The organism is Dehalobacterium formicoaceticum (assembly GCF_002224645.1).
Lineage (GTDB): Bacteria > Bacillota > Dehalobacteriia > Dehalobacteriales > Dehalobacteriaceae > Dehalobacterium > Dehalobacterium formicoaceticum.
Genome location: NZ_CP022121.1, coordinates 1,316,288 through 1,336,894 on the forward strand (window position 1 = coordinate 1,316,288; position 20,607 = coordinate 1,336,894).

Annotated in this window: 19 protein-coding genes, 2 tRNA genes, 1 other RNA gene and 2 pseudogenes; 20 read left to right on the top strand and 4 right to left on the bottom strand. The window is 42.8% G+C overall.

What is annotated here, in order from left to right; all coding sequences use genetic code 11:
• Nucleotides 1-90: 90 nt before the first annotated feature.
• The 11 genes and pseudogenes from CEQ75_RS06480 to CEQ75_RS06530 all read left to right on the top strand — a co-directional run bounded on the left by CEQ75_RS06480 (nt 91) and on the right by CEQ75_RS06530 (nt 8,856).
• The gene (locus tag CEQ75_RS06480) at nt 91-783 is read left to right on the top strand and encodes a tRNA (adenine(22)-N(1))-methyltransferase (protein WP_157677351.1); all 693 of its coding nucleotides are present in this window, start codon (nt 91-93) and stop codon (nt 781-783) included.
• On the top strand, nt 780-1,886 hold the full coding sequence (locus CEQ75_RS06485; protein WP_089609604.1) for a Nif3-like dinuclear metal center hexameric protein: 1,107 nt from the start codon (nt 780-782) through the stop codon (nt 1,884-1,886). Before CEQ75_RS06480 ends, CEQ75_RS06485 begins: the two co-directional genes overlap by 4 nt.
• A 149-nt stretch (nt 1,887-2,035) precedes the next feature.
• The gene (locus CEQ75_RS06490) at nt 2,036-2,755 is read left to right on the top strand and encodes a zinc ribbon domain-containing protein (RefSeq protein WP_089609605.1); all 720 of its coding nucleotides are present in this window, start codon (nt 2,036-2,038) and stop codon (nt 2,753-2,755) included.
• A 116-nt stretch (nt 2,756-2,871) separates the two neighbouring features.
• On the top strand, nt 2,872-3,978 hold the full coding sequence (hisC, locus tag CEQ75_RS06495; protein WP_157677352.1) for a histidinol-phosphate transaminase: 1,107 nt from the start codon (nt 2,872-2,874) through the stop codon (nt 3,976-3,978).
• Between the two features lie 136 nt (nt 3,979-4,114).
• Nucleotides 4,115-4,977 (top strand): annotated as a pseudogene (locus CEQ75_RS19490) (amino acid ABC transporter substrate-binding protein).
• 145 nt (nt 4,978-5,122) lie between these two features.
• Nucleotides 5,123-5,764: an amino acid ABC transporter permease gene (locus CEQ75_RS06505; RefSeq protein WP_089612532.1), complete on the top strand. Its 642-nt coding sequence runs from the start codon at nt 5,123-5,125 to the stop codon at nt 5,762-5,764.
• Nucleotides 5,765-5,801: 37 nt separating this feature from the next.
• Complete coding sequence (locus tag CEQ75_RS06510) at nt 5,802-6,452, top strand: amino acid ABC transporter permease (RefSeq protein ID WP_089609607.1); 651 nt, start codon at nt 5,802-5,804, stop codon at nt 6,450-6,452.
• A 14-nt stretch (nt 6,453-6,466) separates the two neighbouring features.
• On the top strand, nt 6,467-7,225 hold the full coding sequence (locus CEQ75_RS06515; RefSeq protein WP_089609608.1) for an amino acid ABC transporter ATP-binding protein: 759 nt from the start codon (nt 6,467-6,469) through the stop codon (nt 7,223-7,225).
• 198 nt (nt 7,226-7,423) lie between these two features.
• An RNA gene (gene rnpB / locus CEQ75_RS06520) (RNase P RNA component class A) lies at nt 7,424-7,785 on the top strand.
• Nucleotides 7,786-7,933: 148 nt separating this feature from the next.
• On the top strand, nt 7,934-8,440 hold the full coding sequence (locus CEQ75_RS06525; RefSeq protein ID WP_089609609.1) for a metallophosphoesterase family protein: 507 nt from the start codon (nt 7,934-7,936) through the stop codon (nt 8,438-8,440).
• 131 nt (nt 8,441-8,571) lie between these two features.
• On the top strand, nt 8,572-8,856 hold the full coding sequence (locus tag CEQ75_RS06530; protein WP_089609610.1) for a DUF503 domain-containing protein: 285 nt from the start codon (nt 8,572-8,574) through the stop codon (nt 8,854-8,856).
• Nucleotides 8,857-9,001: 145 nt separating this feature from the next.
• On the opposite strand, the gene CEQ75_RS06535 is transcribed toward CEQ75_RS06530, so the two are convergent.
• The 4 genes from CEQ75_RS06535 to CEQ75_RS19495 form a co-directional block, all read right to left on the bottom strand.
• Nucleotides 9,002-9,292, bottom strand: a complete 291-nt coding sequence (locus CEQ75_RS06535; RefSeq protein ID WP_089609611.1) for a hypothetical protein — start codon at nt 9,290-9,292, stop codon at nt 9,002-9,004.
• Nucleotides 9,293-9,458: 166 nt separating this feature from the next.
• A tRNA-Val gene (locus CEQ75_RS06540) sits at nt 9,459-9,533 on the bottom strand.
• 16 nt (nt 9,534-9,549) lie between these two features.
• Nucleotides 9,550-9,624, bottom strand: a tRNA-Ala gene (locus tag CEQ75_RS06545).
• 34 nt (nt 9,625-9,658) lie between these two features.
• Nucleotides 9,659-9,937 (bottom strand): RNA polymerase sigma factor, encoded by a 279-nt coding sequence (locus CEQ75_RS19495; RefSeq protein WP_089609612.1) that lies wholly within the window; start codon nt 9,935-9,937, stop codon nt 9,659-9,661.
• A gap of 505 nt (nt 9,938-10,442) precedes the next feature.
• On the opposite strand from CEQ75_RS19495, the gene CEQ75_RS06555 reads away from it, so the two are divergent.
• From CEQ75_RS06555 to pstA, 9 genes and pseudogenes are all read left to right on the top strand, one after another.
• A complete protein-coding gene (locus tag CEQ75_RS06555) occupies nt 10,443-11,657 on the top strand; it encodes a cofactor-independent phosphoglycerate mutase (protein WP_089609613.1) in 1,215 nt (404 codons plus the stop codon).
• A gap of 8 nt (nt 11,658-11,665) precedes the next feature.
• Nucleotides 11,666-12,388, top strand: coding sequence for a demethylmenaquinone methyltransferase (locus CEQ75_RS06560; RefSeq protein ID WP_089609614.1), 723 nt, complete (start codon nt 11,666-11,668; stop codon nt 12,386-12,388).
• Nucleotides 12,389-12,399: 11 nt separating this feature from the next.
• Nucleotides 12,400-14,196, top strand: a complete 1,797-nt coding sequence (hflX, locus tag CEQ75_RS06565) for a GTPase HflX (protein WP_089609615.1) — start codon at nt 12,400-12,402, stop codon at nt 14,194-14,196.
• A gap of 98 nt (nt 14,197-14,294) precedes the next feature.
• On the top strand, nt 14,295-15,251 hold the full coding sequence (locus CEQ75_RS06570; RefSeq protein ID WP_089609616.1) for an SIR2 family protein: 957 nt from the start codon (nt 14,295-14,297) through the stop codon (nt 15,249-15,251).
• Between the two features lie 55 nt (nt 15,252-15,306).
• Nucleotides 15,307-15,989: pseudogene (locus CEQ75_RS06575) on the top strand (response regulator transcription factor).
• A 4-nt stretch (nt 15,990-15,993) separates the two neighbouring features.
• Complete coding sequence (gene pnpS, locus CEQ75_RS06580; RefSeq protein WP_089609617.1) at nt 15,994-17,760, top strand: two-component system histidine kinase PnpS; 1,767 nt, start codon at nt 15,994-15,996, stop codon at nt 17,758-17,760.
• Nucleotides 17,761-17,876: 116 nt separating this feature from the next.
• The gene (locus CEQ75_RS06585) at nt 17,877-18,740 is read left to right on the top strand and encodes a phosphate ABC transporter substrate-binding protein (RefSeq protein ID WP_089609618.1); all 864 of its coding nucleotides are present in this window, start codon (nt 17,877-17,879) and stop codon (nt 18,738-18,740) included.
• Between the two features lie 119 nt (nt 18,741-18,859).
• Entirely contained in the window at nt 18,860-19,762 is a 903-nt protein-coding gene (gene pstC, locus CEQ75_RS06590) for a phosphate ABC transporter permease subunit PstC (RefSeq protein ID WP_089609619.1), read from the top strand.
• Nucleotides 19,762-20,607: a phosphate ABC transporter permease PstA gene (gene pstA, locus CEQ75_RS06595; protein ID WP_089609620.1), complete on the top strand. Its 846-nt coding sequence runs from the start codon at nt 19,762-19,764 to the stop codon at nt 20,605-20,607. The genes pstC and pstA overlap by 1 nt, the downstream gene beginning before the upstream one ends.

Sequence of the window (20,607 nt, forward strand, 5' to 3'; positions counted from 1 at the left end):
TTGAAGCGAAGAACTCTGTTTATCAGGAAGGATTATGATGATTATATTTTGAATAATATGAGTATGAACAGGATTGAGGTGATGCATTCTATGCAAATCAAGCTTTCAGAGCGATTAGCGGCTGTGGCCGGTTTTGTTCCAACCGGATCCGTCGTGGCAGATATCGGTACAGACCATGGATATTTACCGGCACACCTTATTATGGAAGGCATCTCTCCTTATGTGATCGCGGCAGATGTTCATGAACCGCCTTTGACTAAAGCGTCTCAATTGGTCAGTCTGCTGTCGATTGACAAAAAAGTATCTTTGCGTTTAGGGGACGGCTTGCAGGTATTAACATCGGGTGAAGCTCAGGTAATTGTCATCGCAGGCATCGGGGCTTTGACGATGATCCATATTTTATCAGCATCACCGGCGGTTTTAGGTCAAACCCAGCGGTTGGTGCTGCAGCCTATGCGTGATGTGGTGAAACTCAGGGAATGGCTGGTTGAAAATAATTGGAGAATCGTGGATGAAGAATTGGTTTATGAAGGTGATTTGTTTTATGAAATTATTGCAGCCGAACCGGGACGAAGTACTCTCACCCTGGAGGAAATGGAGTTTGGTCCGGTGCTTTTAAAGAAGAAGCATCTTCTTTTGAAAGCTTACCTGGGAGAAAAACTTAGGATTCTCAAGGATATTTACCAGGCTTTGGATGATGCGGCCCATCCTAAGGGACAAGTACAAAAAGAGGAAATGAAAGAGAAAATTGCGGGTATGGAGAGAGTGAGGGCGTCTTTATGAAGGTTTCGGAATTGATGACAATAATGGAGGATATCGCTCCTGCCCATTTAGCGGAAGAGTGGGATCATGTGGGATTGCAGGTCGGGGATTTAAATCAAGAAGCAGAGCGAATCATGATCGCCCTTGATGCCGACCCGCGCGTAATTGAGGAGGCAGTGAGCAAAAGAATAGATCTGATTATTACTCATCACCCCTTGTTCTTTCGCCCTGTGCAGAAGTTGCTTTTCCACCAGCCTTTGGGCAAAATTGTATCTCTATTAATCAAAAATGATATCGCTCTGTTTTCTGCCCACACCAATCTGGATATTGCCGTCGGCGGTATTAATGATTATCTGGCAGAATTGTTAGACTTAAGGGATGTAACAGTCCTGGCAGATACAAAAGAAGAAGCCTTGCTTAAATTAGTCGTTTTTGTACCGGTGGATTACCTGGATCAGGTACGGAATGCGATCTCGGAGGCAGGGGCCGGCCATATCGGAAGTTACTCTCATTGTACTTTTGCGGCACCCGGAGAAGGGACCTTTGTGCCCTTGCCGGGGACGAATCCTTTTGTGGGAAAACTGGGTCAGCTGGAAAAGACACCGGAATACCGCCTGGAAACCATTGTTCCTGCTTCTGTTTTGAATCAAGTGATCGCGGCCATGATATCCTCTCATCCTTATGAGGAGGTGGCTTATGATCTTTATCCGACAGCTTTACCAGGTGCAGCTGATGGTCTGGGAAGGGTGGGCTCCCTTTCTCAGCAGATGACATTAAACCAATTAGTCCACAAGGTCAAAAAACTTTTGGCTGTTGAAGGACTGAGGGTTGTGGGGGAAGGAGAAAAGCAGATTTCTCGTGTTGCCGTCTGCGGCGGCAGCGGCATGTCTTTGCTGAAAGAGGCTCAACATAAGGGAGCGCAATGCTTGCTCACCAGTGATATGAAATATCATGAGGCTCAGGAGGCTTTAGCAAAAGGTATCGCCGTGATTGATGCAGATCATTTTGCCACAGAAGGAATCTTTATTTCCCGCCTTGCCTCTTTATTAAAAAACAGAATATCTAAAGATGAGATTACGATTTTAACAAGTGAAATCAATACCAACCCCTGGCGTTTTTATTAGGATAGGATTAAGCACCCTATCCTATTTTATTTGTCCGATAACTAACTGCCACTAATACCAAGAACTCTGTTAATCAGCTGAATCTTTTTGAACCTATCCTGTCGGAGATAGGGAAGGAATCTATTGCCAAAATTGAAAGGAGCAAAGTTATGTTAATAAAATCATTGTACCATTTACAAGAGCTGGAAAAAAGAGAGCAGGAAATCCGGCAGTCTCTGAAATCATTACCTCAGTTTAAAGAATTGAAAAGTATGAAGGAACGTTTTCTTAAACTACAGGATCAATTGGCCAGGTCAAAAGAAGAACATAAAAAAACATCCGATCAACTAAAAAACAACGAGGAACGGGCTCAGGATTTGGCAAAGAAAATAAAATCATTAAAGGAGTTTCTTTACGGCGGAAGCAGCAATAATGTCAAGGAACTGGAAAATATTGATCTGCAGATTAAAGTCCTGGAGGAACAAATGACCAGGATTAATCAAGAAATTATCGATTTGATGGAGGGAAAAGAACAACTGGATCAAAATTTAAAACAAATTGAGCATGAATTAAAGGTGCAGTATCAGACTTTTAATAAGATAAAACTTCAATACAATCGAGTGAAAATAAATAAGGAACAAGAGCTGAAGGGTATTGAAGAGGATAAAGAGGAGATCATAACCACCCTTGACGAAAAATCTTTATCCTGGTATCAGGAAAGAAAAGAAAAGTATCACGGCAGACCCATTGGCGAAATTATGGAGAACCATGCATGCAGCGGATGCCGCTCTGTGATTCCGATCATTATTGTGAAAGAAGCGAGATCAAAGAAAGATCTTGTATATTGTGAAAACTGCGGCCGTCTGCTTTATGCACCCCAAATAATATGAGAATTATTAGCTTAAGAATATTGACAACCAGAGAGAGATGTTAAATAATAATAAGATATCATTTCGGACAGTCTAACGACAAAAGTGGGGTAAAATAAGAAAAGCAGGTGGTAATTTTGGAGAATAAGGCAGAAATAAATTTGGCACGTAAAGGGATTGAAAAGCTTATTGCCTATGTGCCGGGGAAACCGGTGGAGGAAGTCGCCAGAGAATATGGCATCACAGAAATTGTTAAGCTTGCTTCCAATGAGAATCCTTTAGGTACATCACCTAAGGCTTTGGCTGCCATGCAGCAAATCCTGCCTAGTGTTTATATGTATCCTGAAGGCAGCAGTCCGGCCTTAAGAGAAAGAATTGCCGCAAATTACGGCATTGAAAGTGATATGGTGATCTTCGGAAACGGAGCTGATAATATCCTCCTCCTGATTGCCCAGGCCTTCATTAATGAAGGAGATGAGGTCATTATTGGGGATCCTACCTTTTCTGTTTATGAAACGACGACAAGGATTATGGGCGGCCGGGTGCTCAAAGTGCCCTTAAAGAATTTTACTTATGATCTGGCTGGGATCAAGGGGAAAATATCAGAGAAAACGAAGATTATTTATATTTGTAATCCCAATAACCCTACCGGAACAATTGTCTATCAGGATGAAGTTGCCGAGTTTATGGCTTCGGTACCCGAAAATTGTATTGTGGTTTTTGATGAAGCTTACGCGGAATTTGCGCAAAAGACAAATTTCCCTCAAACTATTCAGCTGGTGAAGGAACAGCGAAATGTCCTGATCGTGCGCACCTTTTCCAAGGTTTACGGACTGGCCGGTGTCCGGGTGGGGTATGCCGTTGGTCCCAAGCATTTGCTGGGCGTTTTAAACAAGGTGGTGGAACCTTTCCCGGTGAACAAAGTTGCCCAGGCAGGGGCTTTGGGTGCCCTGGAGGATCAGGAGTTTTTAGATGAGGTCATGCGGGTAACAGAGGTAGGGAAAAAATATTTGTACCAGGAATTTACCAAGATGAAAATGACCTATGCCCCTACTTTTACTAACTTTGTCTTAGTTGATTTTAAAAGGGATGCTGAGGTAATTACAAAGAAACTATTGGAACGGGGGATTATTATCAGGCCGGGCCAAATTTGGCAATTACCCACCTGCGCCCGGATCACCATCGGAACAATGGCACAAAATGAGAAATTAATCGCCGCCCTGAAAGAAATTATCAAAGAGTAAGAATAAATAGCAACAATTTTACAAAAGATAAAACTTTAATACCTTAAAGTATTGAAGGAGTTCCTTCTTTGGTGTAGAATATAGCATGTTAAGCAAAAAAAATCGATTTTAAACGAAGGATCAAAGGAGGACGACAATGAAGAAGAGTATTTTTTTGGCATTTATTTTATCTTTAGCTGTCTTTTTTGCGGGATGTGGAGGGCAGAAAAGCGAGGACCTCTCTTGGACTAAGATTCAAGACAAAGGTCAATTTGTTGTAGGTTTGGATGACAATTATCCCCCGGCCGGTTTTCATGACGCAACCGGTGAGTTAGTTGGGATTGATATTGATTTAGCCAAAGAAGCTGCCAAACGGCTGGGTGTAGATGTAGTCTTCCAGCCTGTCCAATGGGATGGCGTTATGATGAATCTGAAAAACGGGGACATTGATGTGATCTGGAATGCCTTAGGCATCACAGAAAAGAGAAAAAAAGAAATTGCTTTTACCAATGTATATATGATCGATAAGAACGTGATTGTAGTACCTGTTAATTCATCTTTACCAATGTATATATGATCGATAAGAACGTGATTGTAGTACCTGTTAATTCATCCATCAAAACAAAAGCAGATTTGGCAGGGAAAATTGTCGGTCTTCAGGCAGGGAGTACCGCGGAGCCTGCGGTCACCGACGACCCCATTGGTAAAGAACTGAAGGAAATCCGCAAATTTGAAAATCCCACCCAGGCTTTATTGGATCTTCAGGCCGGGCGTATTGATGCAGTGGTCACCAATGAAATGAATGGACGTTTTCTGATTAACCAGGAAAATGCACAGGATAAATACCATATCTTATCGGAAGAAGCAGGTTATTTTGGGGAAGAGCCCTATGGTGTTGGCTTGCGTTTGGAAGATAAGGCTTTCCTGGCTGAGTTGAATCGGGTACTCGATGAAATGAAAGCGGATGGTACTGCAGCTCAGATCAGTGAAAAATGGTTTGGAGCAAACATCATCGAATAATAACCATTAAGGAAAGATCACTAAACATCTTAAAAAAGATCAACAACTGGGAATAGTAAGTATGCTTGAAGTGCTTCCTATTCCCTGCTTTTTTTGTTTCGATGAAATATCAAGTAATATAAGACAAGCTGAAGGGAAAAACACGATGGAATACATACTGGAGATTTTACCTGTTCTTTTAAAGGGTCTTGGGATATCCCTGAAAATCTATGTCACTGTCATAGTTTTAATTCTGCCCTTAGCGATATTAGTGGCAATTGGCAAGGTGTCTGGGCCCCAAATTTTAAAAAAGATTCTCCATTTATATACTTGGATCTGGCGGGGTACCCCCTTGCTGCTCCAATTGTTTTTTGTTTACTATGCTTTTCCCTATTTTGGGATTACCTTATCGCCCTTTGCCTGTGTGATTCTGGCTTTTGTTTTGAATATTGCGGCCTATGAGGCGGAGATAATACGGGCGGGAATTGAATCCATTGACAAAGGACAATATGAGGCGGCCAAAGCCTTGGGTATGAGTTATTGGCAAACCATGCGCCGAATCATCATTCCCCAGACCGTCAGACGGGTCCTGCCTGCCACCTGTAACGAAGCTATCCTCACATTTAAGGATACGGCTTTAGTTGCTACCGTAACCTTAGGCGACTTGATGCGTTCAGCTAAGGAGCTGGTTTTTGCCGATTATCGAATCACTCCCTTTATTGTCGCCTTTGCCTTTTATCTGCTGATTTCCTCCATTCTGGTGCAGCTTTTTGCCAAATTGGAGAAAAAGTATTCGATCTATGAGTAAAGCATCAGAGGCCATCAAGAGAGGATAGGAGAAAGCCATGGAACAACTAGAATATATTAAAAGCATTCTGCCCTTTATGTTATCGGGTTTGGAATTAACAGTAAAAATTTATTTTGGGACTTTGCTAATTGCTTTGCCTATCGGTGTGCTGGCGGCTGTGGGCAAGGTATCCGGGCCCCCAATTTTAAAAAAAATTCTTTATTTATATACCTGGATCTGGCGGGGTACTCCTTTGCTTCTGCAATTATTTTTTGTTTTCTTCGGCCTGCCTGTTCTGGGCATTAAATTATCGCCTCTTCCGGCAGCAATTGTTACTTATTCCTTAAACTACGGGGCCTATTTAACGGAAATTTTCCGGGGAGGGCTCGAGTCCATCGACAAAGGACAATATGAAGCTTCAAAAGCTTTGGGCATGAGCTACGGGCAAACCATGCGCCGCATCATCATTCCCCAAACCATCCGGCGGGTGTTACCGCCGACCTGCAGTGAAGCGGTAAATCTGGTGAAGGATACGCCGATGCTGGCTTTGCTTGGTATGGCTGATTTATTAAGAATCTCCAACCAGATTTTCACCCGGGATTTCAATATTACATCTTATGTCCTGGCATTTATTATTTATTTGATAATTTCTTCCGTTTTGGTCAAGCTGTTTGGCAATTTAGAGAAGAAATACTCCGTTTATGAGTAGGAGGCGGTGCATAAATGAGCATGATTCGTATGAGCAATATTCATAAGTACTTCGGGGATCTTCATGTGTTAAAAGGGGTATCCCTGGAAGTTAAAAAAGGAGAAATTGTTTCCATCATTGGGCCCAGCGGGTCAGGAAAAAGCACTTTTCTGCGTTGCATGAATCAACTGGAAAAAATAGACAAAGGCGTGGTTGAAATAGAGGGCATGGTGGTGGAGGCCGCAGGAGATGTAACAGAAAAGGTGACTGCTTCTCCAAAAGATGTGCGGGCAACCTATCGCAAGATGGGCATGGTTTTTCAAAACTTTAATCTCTTTCCCCATATGACGGTGCTGGGGAATGTGATTGAAGCACCCATGACCGTTAATAAAACAGATAAAGTTGCTGCCATTGAAATTGCGGAGCAACAGCTGGCGAAGGTGGGCTTGCTGGATAAAATTGATGCTTATCCATCTAAATTGTCCGGAGGACAAAGACAAAGGGTGGCCATTGCCCGGGCCTTGGCGATGAAGCCTGAGATTATGCTTTTTGACGAACCGACATCTGCCCTGGATCCGGAACTGGTCGGGGAGGTACTGGAAGTAATAAAAAAGTTGGCAGCAGATCATATGACGATGCTGGTGGTAACTCATGAAATGTCCTTTGCACGGGAACTTTCCCATCGCATTGTTTTTATGGATGAGGGAGAAATTATCGAAGAGTGTCCCCCGCAGCAGTTTTTTGAAGCACCCAGCCATGCCAGAGTTAAATTATTTTTAGAGAAGATGCTTTAATACCTGATACCATTTTTAGTTCTACTTTCAGAAAGACATCTGCCCAGCCTTCGGATTGGTGCCAACCAAGTTTTATTTACCTGGTTTTGGAGGACAGCTTTAGCAAATATATTTTGGAATTAAAATAGGAATTAAAATGCGACTTGTATTTTACCATAAAAGGTGTTATACTGACAATCCAAGTGAATAGAGGGTAATTGAGTAAATTGAGTGATCGCGGGCAGAGTACCGAAAGGTTCTGTCTGAGGAAAGTCCGAGCTCCATAGGGCAGGGTGCTGGTTAACGGCCAGTGAGGGTGACCTCAAGGATAGTGCCACAGACATGTAGACCGCCTAAGACGGCTTTTTGCCGGACGGCAAGGATGGAACGGTGCGGTAAGAGCGCACCAGCAGCCAGGTGACTGGCTGGCTAGGTAAACCCCACCTGGTGCAAGACCGAATAGAGGAGTTATGGGACGGCCCGTCCTGCTCCCGGGTAAGGTTGCTTGAGATGCCAGGTAACTGGCATCCTAGATAGATGATCACTTTCAACAAAACTCGGCTTATAGATTTGGTCAATTACTTTTTATTGACTTTTGTTTTATGAGCATCGGGACACGTCTTTATTAAGGATGTGTTTTTTTATTTTCTCGAACCATCATCTGAAATATTTGATAAAAAGCTTTTACTCTTATGATCATCTAATGAATCTATCAAAGGAGTTGAGAATATGATTATTGGTGTTTTATCGGATTCTCATATACCTGGCAGAGCGAATAAAATCCCAGCCTTTATTTGGCAAGCTTTTGCTGAGGTGGATTTAATTCTGCACGCTGGAGATATTGTAGATGAACGTGTATTAATTGATTTAAATGCCTTGGCACCTGTTGAGGCAGTATATGGCAATATGGATCAAAGGAATGAGTATCATATTTATCAATTAACTAAGAAAAAAATTATTGCGGCAGGCAATAAAAAGATTGGATTAATACACGGCGATGGTTCTTCAGGGAGTACGCTGGAAAGAGCTGCGAGAGCTTTTTCAGATGATGAGGTGGATTGTGTCGTCTTCGGCCATAGTCATCAGCCTTTTAATGAGGTGATCAATGGGGTTTTAATGTTTAATCCGGGCTCTTGTACGAATCCGAGAAGAGAACCCCAACCTTCCTGCGGAATTTTATATGTGGGAAAGGACATCAAAGGAGAAGTCCTTTATTTTGATAAACAGGGGAATTGACTTTAACTGTCATTTTAAACAAGAATATGGCAGAGGGACAAGAAAAATGGTGCTTCTTTCATGAGCAGAAGGAGAATAACAATGTAAAGATCGGTTAGCTATTGCTAAATACGAAGAAGCGAGGTGCTGCTATGATTATCGGTACATGCATTTATGACATTCATTTGTATTATTCCCAGTCATTAAAGGACAAAAGGAGGATTCTTAAAAGTATCATTGACCGGGTAAAAAACAAGTTTAATGTTTCCATTGCCGAAATTGATCATCAGGATAGTTGGGATCAGGCTGTACTTGGCATTGCTGTTGTGAGCAATCAGACAACTCATGCTAATCAAATGCTTAATAATGTTACCCGTTTCTTGGAGAACACTGATAATGAGTTTGAAATCACCCGTGTTACAATGGAAATCATCTAATACTCTCCACCTTTAAAAAGATAAGCCTTAAAGGCGCAAAGAAATACACCTCAGATTTGGTAAAATGAGTTAATCCCATAATATACCAAACAAAAAGGTGCTTATATCATAGCTGATTTGTGCTGAAGTTTTTAAATGGATGAGATCATCTTTTTTTCAGCTGAGTACAATAGGCGGTTAAAGCCAGAAAAATAAAAGTTATCCATGCAATAGCCATAACAATCAAAGCAGTAGTGTTACCGCAGGAAGCACAGAGACAATCCCAGGAAACACAGAGCCTGAATCCGGCTAAAGCCAGCAGGCTTCCTATGAAGACAGAAATAAAGCCAATCTTCACAGAGCATTTTAAACATCTGGCCCAAAAACCCCCGAGAATCGGTAACAATATGCAACCGACTAAAATTAAGACAATATAAATAATTGTGGTAGTTTCCATCAGTTGCACCTCCTTGCACATTCATTCTTAAGTAAATTCTACCACAATTGAGAGGATAAGGGGAGGGTTTTTTGAAAATATTCACACAAAATGATTGATCTGATACGTAACCTTATCAGCAACATGGCATGAAAAAACCGTTAATTCATGAGAATTAACGGTTTTTTGGTGGGCACAGCTGGTTTCGAACCAGCGACCTCTTGAATGTGAGTCAAGCGATCTCCCGCTGATCTATGCGCCCATATGAATCGATATGATGGTGGACGTGAAGGGACTTGAACCCTCGGCCTTCTGAATGCGAGCCAGACGCTCTCCCACTGAGCTACACGCCCCGGCACCTATGATAAGTAATTATATCACTCTCAATTAACTTGTCAATATTTTAGCAACAATTAGAAAGTGCCAGGCGCTTTTTAGCATATCCTTGCAAATGTTTTTTGTGACAAAAATAAGCCAGCGCTTTTCGTGCTCTTCATTGGAGAATAAGGTGTTGGACGCAATCAACTTAATAAAAGTTGTTTGCGTGGCATCCTCCGCGTCCGCTATATTTTTTAGCAGCATCAAGGAAATGGGGTATACCATATCAACATGCCTATTGTAAAGATCCGTTATTTCTTTATCCGTGCAAAACTGCGAGACTGTCATAGTTCACCTTAAATAATCAGCCGGCAGAGACTGCATTACCTTTCCCCCTAATATGGGATAAATTAAATGTTTGTTGTTGCATCAACTAATAGTATTACGATTCATTGGCCAAAAATGTTTTGAATCGGCCCTGAACTCCGCGGAAATTGAAAATGACTGCTCCAAGTAATTCTGATAGAAAGAGTAAAGCTGTTAAGACAATATACAATCAAAATAACAAGAAGGAACTATCGTAATGAAAATGTATCAAGATATCAAGGAATCCGTCAATAGAAGTATCGAAATAAGGCAGACTAGGAGATAGGAGATTAGGAATGTCAGGGGAACGGGGTGAGACCAGAGAAGCCGACGTATCGACAATTTACAGACACTCAACCGTGAGTTGGAGGCTTGGCATGTTGACCGCAACCCGGAACAAATATGATAAAATTATCGATAACAATTAGTTGCCATTTAAGGTGTGATCTTTTAAACTGTAAGTATCATCTGTGTCAGGAGGAAAAGTATGAAGTATATCGTTATTTTGGGGGATGGCATGGCAGATTATCCTTTGGCTGCCTATGATCACAAAACCCCATTACAGCTGGCTCATAAACCCTATATTGATCAATTGGTTAAATCATCGGAAACAGGTATGGTGCAAACTATTCCCGAGGGTTATCCCCCGGGAAGTGATGTAGCTAATATGTCGGTTTTGGGGTATGAACCGGAAATTTTTTATACAGGCCGTTCCCCCTTAGAAGCCGTAAGCCTGGGGGTTGATTTAGGAGAAAAGGACATCGCGTTCAGATGTAATTTGGTGACTTTGTCTTTGGAAGAAAATTATGGGGATAAAACCATGCTAGATTATAGTGCCGGGGAAATTACCAGCGCAGAGGCTGCTCTTTTGATTCAAGAGATCAGCAAAGAAATCGGCACAGAAGAATTTCATTTTTATCCCGGGATCAGTTACCGTCATTTAATGGTGTGGATTAATGGGGCATGGGAATTTGATTTAACTCCTCCCCACGATATTTCCGATCGTGTCATCGGCTCCTATTTGCCGAAAGGGGCAGGAAGTGATGTTTTGACGCGCATGATGATAAAAAGTGAGGAAATTTTAAAAAATCATCCGGTAAACCAAAAAAGAAAAGAACTGGGACTTCAACCCGCAACATCAATCTGGTTGTGGGGACTGGGCAAGAAACCCAATTTTACCCCTTTTGTTAATAAATATGGTCTGGAAGGATCCGTGATCTGTGCGGTGGATTTAATCAAAGGGTTAGGGATCTGTGCCGGACTGAACACACCCCATGTAGACGGCGCCACCGGTGGCGTTCATACTGATTTCTTAGCTAAAGCCGAAGCCGCTCTGGCGGAATTAAAAGCAGGAAAGGACTTTATTTATCTGCACGTGGAAGCTCCTGATGAGGCGGGGCACCAGGGTAATGCCCAGGAAAAGATTGGCGCTATTGAAAAGATAGATGAGCTGGTAGTGGGCAGGCTGCTTCGGGGACTGGAGGAAATGAAAGAAGATTATCGCCTGTTAATCTTGCCGGATCATCCCACGCCCATTTCCATCAAGACTCATACGGCAGAACCGGTGCCTTTTCTTATTTATGACAGCCGCCGAAATGTTTCTTCGGGGATTAATCGCTACACTGAAGAAGAAATTTCAGCTCAGGGAAATTTTGTTAAAAGCGGACCGGCGTTAATGGCGAAATTCATTAAGGGAGAATAAAGGTTTTTATGACAGACTTACCTGATAAGGATAAAAAAGAAGGCTATGTCCGGGATTTATTTAATACCATCGCGGGCAAATATGACCTGCTCAATATCATCATGACCTTTGGTATGGATTCCCGATGGCGTAAATATGCCGTCAAGCGTTCTGAGGCTGAGCCTGGCAGCCAGGTTTTGGATATTTGCTGCGGAACTGGGAAAATTACCTTACAATTGGCGGAGCAAGTGGGTGAAGCTGGCCATGTTACCGGCCTGGATTTTTCTCAGCAGATGTTAAATGTGGCGCGTAGTAATGTGGCCGCAGCGGGACTGGATAAAAGAATTACCTTAATCCAGGGAAATGCTATGAGTTTACCTTTTCCAGATCATTCTTTTGATGCCGTGACTGTAGGATGGGGCTTGCGCAATGTGCCTGATATTTTTACTGTGGTTCAGGAAATGATGCGGGTGGTAAAACCCGGCGGCATGGTGGTTTCTTTGGATATGGCAAAACCGGAAATACCTGTTTTTAAACAAATATATTGGCTTTATTTTGATTGGGTGGTGCCCTTCATGGGCAAAATATGGGCAAAAAAAAGATCGGCATACCATTATCTCAATGACTCGGCAAAAGCCTTTCTCCATCAGAAGGAGTTGACCCAACTTTTCCAAAGGGCCGGTCTGGATCAGACATCTTACCATAATTTATTTGGCGGTGTAGTGGCGGTGGTGGAAGGCAGAAAGCCTTAAAGGAGGGGAATATGAAGGTTAGCGGCAATCTGAAAGGCATATCCCAGGTGATGATGGACAGATTAAATCATTTATATGAGTTGCCGGTGGAACGGGGCCTGGTTGTTGATGAGGTACTGGCCTTGGAAATGGCAGCTATCACCAGAATAACGCGTAAAGAGATTGCGGTATATCTGGACAGACACGGCAAAGTGCTCCATGTGGCCATTGGCAATGATGATACCGTTCCTTTAGAGGAGATTTCGTTGCGCCGCAGTGAAAAAGGGTTAAGCGGCGTTCGGTGTGTTCATACTCATCCCGGAGGAGATGGGCAATTAAGCAGTGTTGACCTGGCGGCTCTGGAGATGATGCATTTCGATTGTATGGCAGCTTTAGGGGTTTTAGAAGACGGTACCGTCGGTACCGTGGGGATTGCCTTTAAATCATCAGATCCTGACCACGCCGGAATTCTCCATCGTGTTTTGCCGGGGTTAAACGCCTTAAAAGAAATCGACTTTTTAGCAATAGTGGCAGAGATTGATAAAGGGACAGATCAATTACATACAGTTGGAGCAATAAAAAACAGGGAAAAGGCCTTTTTAGTTGCTTTGCAAAGAGATGCACTTCTGGAAAATGTGGAGGAATCCTTAAGCGAGCTGGAACAGCTTGCCGAAACTGCCGACGTGTCCGTAGTAGGGAAAGACATCCAGAAAAGGAACCGCCCGGATGCCGCCACATATATTGGTCAGGGTAAGGTTCGGGATATTCAGCTGCTTGCACAGGCGGAAGGGATTGACGTTGTAATTTTTGATGATGAATTATCCCCCGCTCAGCAAAGAAATTTAGAAAATTTAATTGGCGTAAAGATTATTGACCGCTCCATGCTCATTCTGGATATTTTTGCCCAAAGGGCATGGAGTAACGAAGGTAAATTGCAAGTGGAACTGGCTCAATTAAAATATTTGCTGCCCCGCCTAATGGGGCAGGGTACCGTGCTTTCCCGTTTGGGCGGGGGAATTGGTACGAGAGGTCCCGGAGAAACCAAGCTGGAAGTAGACCGCAGAAGAATTCGCAAGCGCATCACTGATCTGGAACAGCGCTTGGAAATGGTAAAAAAATCACGTGCTCTCCATCGCAAAAGATGGGCGGCCATGGAATTGCCAGTGGTTGCGCTGGTTGGGTACACCAATGCCGGAAAGTCTACTTTAATGCAGGCTTTGACAGGAGCCCAGGTATTAATTGAGGACAAGCTTTTTGCCACATTAGATTCTACTACCAGGAAAGTGGATTTCAGCGATGGGCGTTCTTTCTTGCTGACAGATACGGTAGGTTTTATTCGTAAGCTGCCCCATCACTTAATTGCAGCCTTTCGGGGAACCCTTGAAGAAACCGTGGAAGCGGATCTGTTGCTTCATGTACTAGACGGCAGCAGCGAGCAAGCTGAGGAACAAGGGGATACGGTTCATCGTGTGTTAAAGGATTTGGGGATCGGAGATAAGCCGATCATTACCGTGATTAATAAAGCGGATTTAGTGACCTATGAGGGCACGATCAAGCGCTTGCTGCATCAATATGAGCCTGCAGTGGCAGTTTCTGCCCGGAAAAAAACCGGCTTGGAAGCTCTGTTAAAAATGATTGAAGAAACTTTGCACCAGGATCTGTTATTGGTTCAGATGATGATACCTTTTCATAAGGCATCACTTGTTGCGGAGATTCATAGTCAGGGAAAAATGATCAAAGAGGAATATCTCCCCGAGGGTATCAACATTGAGGCTTATGTGGATCAGCGTTTAAAAGGTATTCTCGAGCGTGGCTTGGTAACACCATAATTTTAATTGAAAGAAGCATCGGGTGTTTCTTTCTTTTTTTACGCCATTTGGGGAAGGATAAGCTCAGGAAGAAAAAAATTCCCTAAGGAGCGTATCAAGTGACGGAACAAATATTTTTTTTGGGAGCCGGTGCTTCCCGGGAGGCAGGAATCCCTACTCAAAAAGAACTATGGGAGAAGATTCAAGATAAATATTACAATACGGGAGATCAAAAGATTAAAGAAATTCTGGATTTTGCTGCTTATCTTAACTTTGCTGAGCCAAAAGATAAGGTTCAAATAAACACGGCAGAGCTCTTAACCTTAATGGATCTGACTTTAGAGCAAAATTCTGCCATGGGGAGATATGGGGAAAAGGATTTGCGGCAGATACGGGAAGCTTTGGTAGCTGTGATCTGTGATATTCTGGAGGGAGCAGTAAAGAAAGAACGCTACGGGGTTCTGGCAGATTTTTGTCATCAGCTGACCCATGAGGACAGTATCATTTCCTTAAATTATGATACCGTCATGGATCACGTCATTCTGGACTGTCAGGGTGCAGTAGATTATGGTTTTCCCTTTGAGCTTATGGACGGGGGAGGCTGTTTTTCTCCTAAACAGGATTGGAAACCCATACTGTTAAAACCCCATGGTTCTCTGAATTGGCTTTATTGTCCCCGTTGTAACCATCTTTATCTTTTGGTAAGCTCCATGGAGAAAGATACTGCCTTGGGGATGAAATGTCGGAGGGACCAGCATCCTTTGTCCCGGGTCATCGTCACACCCTCCTATCATAAAAGATTTCTCGTACCTCAATTACATGATGTCTGGAGACGATGTTTTGAAGCCATTAATCGTGCTCAAGTCATTTATTTTATCGGATATTCTTTCCCGCCCGGAGATGTGCATATCATTCATCTGATTAAGCGTGCGGTATTAGCAGGCGGGCAGTGTCCGGAGATTTATGTGATTTCACCTGATTCCGATGGCGCCGTATTCAAAAGCTGTGAAAATATCTTCTCTTCTTTTCATTACTATCAGGCTTCTTTTCATGATTATTTTTATGGTAGAATGTAGTATATAGATATCAAACAATTTTGTTTGATAAAAACACATATATAGGGGGAAAAAAATGCAAAAAATCTTAATTGTCGATGACGAAGAAAATATTGTAAGTCTTATTGATTATAATTTAAAAAGTGCCGGTTTCCAGACATTGGTTGCCTTTAACGGCCGGGACGGTCTGTCAACGGCTTTGGAGCATCATCCGGATTTGATCATTTTAGATTTAATGCTCCCCAAAATGGATGGCTTTGATGTGGTGCGGGAACTGCGCAAATCAAGCAGCATCCCGGTACTGATGTTGACCGCACGCAGCGAAGAATTTGACCGGGTGCTGGCTCTAGAATTAGGCGCGGATGATTATCTGATTAAACCCTTTAGTGTCAGGGAATTGATCGCTCGAGTCAAAGCAATTTTACGCCGTTCTGCCGGAAACAAAGAGGAAGCCTCAAGCAAGATGCTGCAGGTTGGCTCCATCACGATTGATGAAGAAAAACATCAGGTATACGTTGATGAAAAAGAAATTGATTTGACCACGAAGGAATATGATCTCTTAAAATTGTTAATGACTAATCCAGGCAGGGTATTTTCCCGGGAAAAACTATTGGAACAGTTGTGGGATTATGAGTATTTTGGTGACACCAGGACGATAGATGTTCATATCAGGCATTTAAGAAAAAAATAGAAGAAGATGCGGCGAATCCACGCTATTTAAAGACAGTCTGGGGTGTGGGTTATAAATTTGGGGAGTAAATTCATGTTTCAAGGCATCAGAGGAAAAATTATCTATAATTATCTTTTTTTAATTCTGATTTCCATGTTGGTGGTGGGCGTTTCGCTGATTTGGATGCTGCAGAATTATTTACTGGATAATGTAGAGGATAATATGACAAATCAAGGGCGCTTAATTGCTGATGTCGTGTCAGAAGAAGTCAGCTTGGGCAACTATGATAAAGTGCAGGAAAAGGTCATTCAATTAGCTTCAGATCTTAATTTGCGCATTACCATTGTTCTGAAAGATGGACGAGTGATTGGGGATTCGGAATCAGATCCAGACAGTATGGAAAATCATAAGAACCGAATTGAAATCAGTCAAGCTCTGCAAAAACAAGTGGGCATTGATAAAAGAATGAGCTCTACGACAGAGATTGACACCATGTATGTGGCGGTGCCAATCATAAATCAAGGTGAGGTTTTGGGTGCGGCCCGTATTGGTCTCCCCTTGCAGGAAATAAATCGTACCTTCCTAAAGGTACGGGGATTTATGTTCATCGGGATTTTAATCGCCACCCTTATTGCCATTTTAATTAGTCTAAAGTTGGCAAAGGGATTTACAGAGCCTATAGCGAGTATTAGCAGGGGGGCACGTAAAATTGCAGCGGGGGATTTAACCACCCGGGTTTATTCCGGCTTACGGGATGAAATTGGAGAACTGGGTTTGGCTATTAACGATATGACAAAAACGCTCCAGCAGCATATTGAAGAAATCTCCCAGGAAAAAAGCCGTTTGGAAAATATTTTAGCGACGATTGCCAGCGGGGTTATTATGTTGGATAAATTCGGCTTTATCCGGGTAGTAAATCCGGCAGCGGAAGAAATGTTCGGCATCAATGCCTTGATCGCAGAAGGCAAGCAGAATGTGGAAGTGATTCGTAATTTTGGTTTGAATCAGGAAATTGAAAATTGTATCCTACAGGAAAAATTCATCGAATACGAATTCACCTTGTATTTTCCAGAGGAACGAGTACTTCAATGCTATTTGGCGCCTTTTTATCGGGATAAAAAGATTGCCGGCATTACGATTGTATTTCATGACATCACAAAAATACGCAAGGTGGAACAGATGAGAGCTGATTTTGTAGCCAATGCTTCCCATGAATTAAGAACACCCTTGACAGTGATCAAAGGATACAGCGAAACTCTGCTTCATGGCGCTTTGGATGACCGGGAGCATGCCGAAAAATTTATTACTATCATTGATCACGAAGCGGATCGTCTGCAGAGGCTGGTGGAAGAACTCTTAAATTTATCTCACCTGGAATCCCGCCGACAGGATCCTTTAGAAGAATCAGCGGATCTTCTGGCAATTATCCCCAATGTGGGAGAAGAATTAAAACCCCGTCTTTTGGACAAAGCAATCTTTTTAGATTTAGATTTGCCTAAGGGGCTTCCCCATGTCAATGCAAATCCGGATCGATTCAAACAAATTTTAGTTAATTTACTGGACAATGCCATCAAGTATTCCCCTCAAGGGAGCCGAGTTCAAGTGACTATACAAGAAGAAGAGAAAACCGTAAAAATTCTGGTCAAAGATACCGGGATGGGAATTCCCGCGAAGGATTTGCCGCGTATTTTTGAACGCTTTTATCGTGTGGACAAGGCCAGAAGCCGTCAAATGGGCGGCTTTGGTTTAGGATTATCAATTGTAAAGCACATGGTGGAAAATATGGGCGGTACCATTGGCGTGGAAAGCGAAGAAAACAAAGGCAGTACCTTTTGGTTTACTTTGCTGAAAAAAGCATAATTGAAGACAAAAGCAATCTTAACAAAATCTTAACATTTGGTTAATTAGGCCTTTACATAAAAGCTGTAAAGTGATATCGAAGTATTTAAACAAGAAAAAATCTAGGAGGATGAAAAATGTTTTCAAGAAGTAAGATCAAGACTGGACTAATTTCGGTATTTTTGGTGACGATGCTCGCTTTAACAGGCTGCGGTAATGGAGATCAAGGTAAAGAGCAGCAACCTGATGGGCAAGGAGAACAAACTGGAGCATTGTCAGGCAGCCTTCAATTAGCTGGATCAACATCCGTACAACCTCTGGCAGAAGAACTGGCTGCAGCTTTTATGGAAAAGAACCCTGATGTAAAAATTGATGTGCAAGGCGGAGGTTCCAGCGCCGGTGTGAAAGCAGCTGCCGACGGTGTAGCTGATCTGGGGATGGCTTCCCGAGAATTAAAAGATGAAGAAAAAACCTCGGTTCAAGCTACTGTAATTGCCAAAGATGGTATTGCCGTGGTTGTGAATACTGGTAATGCTGTGTCTGACTTGACCATGGATCAAGTTAAAGGTATCTTTTCAGGAGAAATTTCCAATTGGGATCAAGTCGGTGGAGCCAGTGCCCCGATTGTTGTAATCAATCGTGAAGAAGGTTCCGGTACCCGCGGCGCATTTGAAGAACTTGTTTTAAGCGAAGAAGTGAAATTTATTGAAAGTGCTGCAATTCAAAATTCCACCGGTGCCGTACGTACGGCTGTTTCCAGTGATGCTAATGCCATCAGTTATATTTCCATGGGCTCTTTGGACGACAGTGTCAAGGCCCTCAAAGTAGATGGTGTAGATGCTACGGAAGATAATGTGATTGCCGGTACGTATAAAATATCCAGACCTTTTAATTTCCTGTCAAAGGGAGAACCTACCGAACTCGCAAAAACGTTTATTGATTGGATTTTAAGTGCTGAAGGTCAGGAAGTTGTGGCGGAAGAATTTATTCCTGTTAAATAAAACACTGCCACAAAAAAATTATACTGAAAGGGGATAGGGGTGGTTGCAGTCATCTCTATCCCCTAAGTTTGATTATGATGCTAGACGGAAGTAGGATCTTCGGAGGTCTTTGAGCAATTATGAATAAATCAAAAGAAAAAATAATAGAATTAGGCTTATTTATTGCTGCCATTACCCAGATTTTGGTTATTATTTTAATCGGCTTTTTTGTCTTTATGGAAGGATTACCGGTTTTGCAAAAATATGGCGTGCTGGATTTTCTCTTTGGTAAGACATGGAATCCAACCAATCAGATTTACGGTATTTATCCCATGATTATTGGAACGATCGTGGTAACTCTGGGATCATTGATTTTGGGCGTTCCATTAGGTATTGCCACGGCTATCTTTTTGGCAGAAATTGTTCCTGACAAGATCGGCCGGATTTTTCGCCCGGCGATTGAACTATTAGCCGGAATCCCTTCCGTTATTTATGGACTGTTTGGCATGGTCTTGGTCAAGAATGTGATTCTTTATGTAGAACGTGAATTTCTTGGGCATGTTTTGCCTCCGGAATATCAAGTGGGTTATAGTGTTTTAACGGCATCCATCATTCTTGCGGTCATGATTTTACCTACAGTCATTAATATTTCTGAGGATTCCATCCGCAGCGTGCCCATCGAATACAAAGAAGGAAGCCTGGCTTTGGGTGCTACCCATTGGCAGACCATCTCCAAGGTTTTGCTTCCCGCCGCTAAATCCGGGATTTTGACCTCTGTTGTTTTAGGCATGGGGCGTGCTTTAGGAGAGACCATGGCTGTGATCATGGTTGCCGGGAACACGGTATTAATACCGGAGTTTTCCCTTTGGGGTATTTTTGCCCCAGTACGTACATTAACGGGAAATATTGCTTTGGAAATGGGTTATGCCGGACCGGAGCATCAACAGGCGCTTTTTGCCACAGGGATTGTTTTATTTGTCTTTATCATGATCCTAAATCTTTTTGCCGGATATGTTGCCCGGAAAGGGGTGCGTAATTCATAATGAACGTGAGAACCAAAGAAAAAATTGCCAGGATTATTTTATGGACGGCGGCGTCCATTACCGTAGGCTTTCTTTTTTTGATTATTGGTTATATTTTTAAGGAAGGCATCGGTATGATCAGTCTTGAATTTCTTCTTGATAAACCTCGGAAAATGGGTGCCCAAGGGGGGATTTTTCCGTCCATTGTTGGTACCTTATATTTAATTGCAGCTACCTTATTGTTTGCCGTTCCCATTGGGGTAGGAGCCGCCGTATATTTGAATGAATATACCCGGGAAGGAAAAATAATTCAATTGATTCGTTTTGGAACAGAGGCCTTAGCAGGCATCCCTTCGATTATATTCGGATTATTTGGTTTCGCATTTTTTGTGATCTTATTAAAACCTGTTACCGGAGGATGGTCGATTCTTTCCGGTTCTTTAACAGGAGCAGTTATGGTTTTGCCTACCATCGTGCGTACATCAGAAGAAGCCTTAAAAACCGTACCCCAATCTTACCGTGAGGGCAGTTTGGCGCTGGGGGCCAGTCGGTGGCAAACAATCAGCAGGGTGGTACTGCCGGCGGCCATTCCCGGTGTTTTAACCGGTATTATTCTGGCCATCGGCAGGGTAGTGGGAGAGACAGCAGCTCTTCTGTTGACTTTAGGGGGCACCTTGCTTTTACCCCATTCCGTATTCGACGGAGCCCGGACCATGTCTATGCATTTATATATGGTAGCCATGGAAACGGGAGCCATGGATATGGCCTTTGGGACCGGTGTAGTATTGATCGTTACTATTTTTATTATCAACACTGCGGCTGGAATCTTGAGGAGAAAACTAGAATTGACTTCTGGGAGGAGGTAG

What these genes read in the sequence shown, in the direction of transcription:
- CEQ75_RS06480 (WP_157677351.1), top strand. Translation starts at nt 91, where the DNA reads ATGCAAATCAAGCTTTCAGAGCGATTAGCGGCTGTGGCCGGTTTTGTT.
- CEQ75_RS06485 (WP_089609604.1), top strand. Translation starts at nt 780, where the DNA reads ATGAAGGTTTCGGAATTGATGACAATAATGGAGGATATCGCTCCTGCC.
- CEQ75_RS06490 (WP_089609605.1), top strand. Translation starts at nt 2,036, where the DNA reads ATGTTAATAAAATCATTGTACCATTTACAAGAGCTGGAAAAAAGAGAG.
- CEQ75_RS06505 (WP_089612532.1), top strand. Translation starts at nt 5,123, where the DNA reads ATGGAATACATACTGGAGATTTTACCTGTTCTTTTAAAGGGTCTTGGG.
- CEQ75_RS06510 (WP_089609607.1), top strand. Translation starts at nt 5,802, where the DNA reads ATGGAACAACTAGAATATATTAAAAGCATTCTGCCCTTTATGTTATCG.
- CEQ75_RS06515 (WP_089609608.1), top strand. Translation starts at nt 6,467, where the DNA reads ATGAGCATGATTCGTATGAGCAATATTCATAAGTACTTCGGGGATCTT.
- CEQ75_RS06525 (WP_089609609.1), top strand. Translation starts at nt 7,934, where the DNA reads ATGATTATTGGTGTTTTATCGGATTCTCATATACCTGGCAGAGCGAAT.
- CEQ75_RS06530 (WP_089609610.1), top strand. Translation starts at nt 8,572, where the DNA reads ATGATTATCGGTACATGCATTTATGACATTCATTTGTATTATTCCCAG.
- CEQ75_RS06535 (WP_089609611.1), bottom strand. Translation starts at nt 9,292, where the DNA reads ATGGAAACTACCACAATTATTTATATTGTCTTAATTTTAGTCGGTTGC.
- CEQ75_RS19495 (WP_089609612.1), bottom strand. Translation starts at nt 9,937, where the DNA reads ATGACAGTCTCGCAGTTTTGCACGGATAAAGAAATAACGGATCTTTAC.
- CEQ75_RS06555 (WP_089609613.1), top strand. Translation starts at nt 10,443, where the DNA reads ATGAAGTATATCGTTATTTTGGGGGATGGCATGGCAGATTATCCTTTG.
- CEQ75_RS06560 (WP_089609614.1), top strand. Translation starts at nt 11,666, where the DNA reads ATGACAGACTTACCTGATAAGGATAAAAAAGAAGGCTATGTCCGGGAT.
- hflX (WP_089609615.1), top strand. Translation starts at nt 12,400, where the DNA reads ATGAAGGTTAGCGGCAATCTGAAAGGCATATCCCAGGTGATGATGGAC.
- pnpS (WP_089609617.1), top strand. Translation starts at nt 15,994, where the DNA reads ATGTTTCAAGGCATCAGAGGAAAAATTATCTATAATTATCTTTTTTTA.
- CEQ75_RS06585 (WP_089609618.1), top strand. Translation starts at nt 17,877, where the DNA reads ATGTTTTCAAGAAGTAAGATCAAGACTGGACTAATTTCGGTATTTTTG.
- pstC (WP_089609619.1), top strand. Translation starts at nt 18,860, where the DNA reads ATGAATAAATCAAAAGAAAAAATAATAGAATTAGGCTTATTTATTGCT.
- pstA (WP_089609620.1), top strand. Translation starts at nt 19,762, where the DNA reads ATGAACGTGAGAACCAAAGAAAAAATTGCCAGGATTATTTTATGGACG.